This is a genomic window from Gelidibacter sp. (assembly GCF_039916245.1).
Taxonomy (GTDB): domain Bacteria; phylum Bacteroidota; class Bacteroidia; order Flavobacteriales; family Flavobacteriaceae; genus Gelidibacter.
In genome coordinates this window covers 1-3,052 of record NZ_JBDSLS010000003.1, presented here as the reverse complement: position 1 = coordinate 3,052, position 3,052 = coordinate 1, and the positions used below count along the sequence as shown (strand labels likewise).

Below are 3,052 nucleotides of genomic sequence, written 5' to 3'. Positions count from 1 at the left end.
GATTCCGGAAAAGTAAATTTAAAACTGGCAGCTCTTTCTGTTGGCGCAACCTCAGCAACCACATCATAATCGGCTAAATACACCGAATAATGATAAGGCGTTACCGTTTCTGCTTTATGCGAAAACCACGACTCGCGCTCATCTTCATTAAATTTTAAATCGCCCGTAACTGCCATCAATGAAAATGCGGCATAATCATTAACCCACGGACTTGGTTGATGCGTTTGCTTGATCCCTCGAATTTTATTTTCGCGGTATTTATAAGTCCAGCCGTCGCCCATTTTAGAAGTCATCGGCGTCCAGAAGTTCATCGCCCATGGCGTAGCAATGGCAGGATAGGTATTCCCGTTAGATAAATCAAAAGCAGAATCCGTTCCCATTAATGGGTTTACAAAATCCACCAGATCTTTACTGGCAATGTAGGCGTTGTTTTGTGCTTCTGAATTTGTATTCCCAAAAACGAAAGCAAGCAACAATATCCAGGAATATTTAATCATCATATTAATTTTAAATTTTATAACCTCTGCTGTATTTCCTTCTCAACTTTGTCTTAATTCCTAATTCTAAAAGCGAAGCGGTCTTGATTCTATTAGCGCAGCGGTCTAGACTCTAGTTGAGCTCCACCGCCTGGCCATGGCCTCTATATAATTGTAAAGGCCCTTCCAAATCAACTTCTATAAGCGTCACGTTAGCATCCAAATTTTTTGCTTGAGGCACTTCTATTCTCAAGATTCCTGGAATATTATTCCAAGCTGCACCACCATTTCTTTCAAAACTTAGTTCTTGACCATTCCCTACCACTTTGATGGATTTCACTTTATTTTGGATTCCTTTTAAGGAGATATAATTATTAGGCGTATCAAATAAGGCCAAATAGATTTTGGTTTCGTCTTTGCTTAGCAAGGTTGGGCCATAAAAATGTCCGTAAGGCAAACCTGCCTTAGAACCAAAAATCGCCGACTCATGTTTATTAACCCATTCGCCTAAAGCTTCCAAACGCTCCATTTCTGGTTCTCCAATAGTACCGTCAGGTTTTGGCCCAACATTCAACAATAGATTTCCACCGGATGAAATGACCTCAACAAAAGTTCTGATAATTTGAGATACGGGTTTGTAGTTGGTGTCTGATGGGAAATTCCCCCAGTTATCATTCATCGTCATACAAAATTCCCAAGCGCCGTCAGGTCTTACGATGGGTACACCTTGTTCTGGTGTGCTATAATCGCCATAAGTTTTCAAACGGGAATTGACGATCACTTTAGGGTTCCAGGCCAATAAAGAATCTTTTAAGGCCTCTGCTTGCCATTGTTCGCTCGATTTTTCCCAATCGCCATCAAACCAATATAAATCGGGATGAAAATTCGTGCTCAATTCTTTCAACTGACCATCATTAAACTTCAGAAAACGTTGCCATGCTGATAATTGGTTTTGATTTTTTTGAGGGTAATTCTTGCGCGTATCAGGACGTGGAAAAACCACATCATAATCCGGATGTGACCAATCGATCAATGAGTAATACAAGCCTACTTTTAAATCCTCTTTTCTTAAGGCATCCACAAATGGCGCGACCAAATCACGTTTTGCGGGCGTTTTTTCCTTCACATTTAAATGGCTGAATTTGGTATCCCACAATGCGACACCATCATGATGTTTGGTCGTCAAAACGGCATAACGCGCCCCTATCTTTTTAAACAATTTTGCCCATGCTTCAGGGTTATAGTTCTTGGCTGTAAACTGCTTTCCTTGCGCCATATAATCGTTATAAGGAATTTGCTTATGATACAAAGACCAGGATTCGCCAATCCCATTCACACCATAATATCCCCAGTGGAGAAAGATGCCGAGTTTAGCATCTTGAAACCACTCTAATCGTTCTTCTTTCGTTAGCTTTTCTTGCGCGGACATTGGACTGCCGATCATGAAAACGAATACTGCAATAATCTTAAAATATTTCATTCTTAATTAATTAAAATTTCATCCACAAATAACCAGGTATCGCCACCTTTTGGATTCGTTTTTAAATTTTTGGCGATCACTTTCACATATCTTACAGATTGCTCCTCAAAAGAAACTTTAAATTCTTTTAAATCGAAAGAAGGATTTTTAGCAAAGGCTCTTTTTTCAACGCCAACTTCTTTATAATTTTTTCCATCGTTAGAAACAGAAACGCTAACTTCAATTGGGAAATAAATGCCAGGCCCTTGATTTTCCATTGTACCTACGATGACTTCATGAATTGAAGTTTCTTCGCCCAAATCGACCACAGCTTCCATGTCTTTGCCTAACCAAGCTTGCCAATGGCCGTCGGTGAAATTCTTGGTACCACGTAAGGAATTAACCATTCCGAATTCGCCTTCTCCTTGATAACGGGAGTCATAAATTTCTTTGAACGTTACTTTTTTACCAACTGCTTTGTGAAACTGAATAGTCGTATTAAACGGCACGCCCATTGGTTTGTCATTTTTAAATAGCGACGCATGAATTTCAGTTGTTTTGTGGATTTTCAATGGCTCAGTATATTTGATGGCCTTATCCGAAAGTTTATCATCATTCAACGTATAACGAATATCGGCATCCGTAAACTCATTTTTCAAGCCAACCGAAACTTCCTTTGATTCCATATCAATGGTCACATCTTCCATAACCAAATAAGCACTTTTCGCATAGTTGATGCCCATATAATCGTAACGATCAAACATGGTTACAATCCGCTTTGAGAAATCTTCCCAATTACGTGATTCCTTAGTGGACCAAAGTGTTTCAGACAATGCGGCCAATCTTGGAAAAATCATATATTCCGAATGCTCTGTAGTTTTAATTTGTTCTGACCATAAATTCGCTTGTCCGCCCAAAACGTGTTTGGCTTCAACTTCAGTCATCGTGTCCACTGTTGGATCAAAAGTGTAAACTTGGCTCAACGGTGTGTAACCTCCCCAAGCTAAAGGCTCTTCGTTTTGCGGGCCTTGATAATGATCAAAATAACAATGCGATCCTGGTGTCATGATCACATCATGTCCTTCTGAAGCTGCTTTAAGACCACCATCAACACCTC

2 protein-coding genes and 1 pseudogene are annotated in these 3,052 nt (G+C 39.8%); all 3 read right to left on the bottom strand.

Annotated features, from left to right (window positions below):
• Positions 1-497, bottom strand: a pseudogene (locus ABIQ28_RS00170) (glycoside hydrolase family 92 protein); the annotation flags it as partial.
• A gap of 112 nt (positions 498-609) precedes the next feature.
• On the bottom strand, positions 610-1,956 hold the full coding sequence (locus ABIQ28_RS00165) for an alpha-L-fucosidase (protein ID WP_348034723.1): 1,347 nt from the start codon (positions 1,954-1,956) through the stop codon (positions 610-612).
• 2 nt (positions 1,957-1,958) lie between these two features.
• The coding region (locus ABIQ28_RS00160) for a family 20 glycosylhydrolase (RefSeq protein ID WP_348034722.1) at positions 1,959-3,052 on the bottom strand (1,094 nt) is incomplete at its 5' end.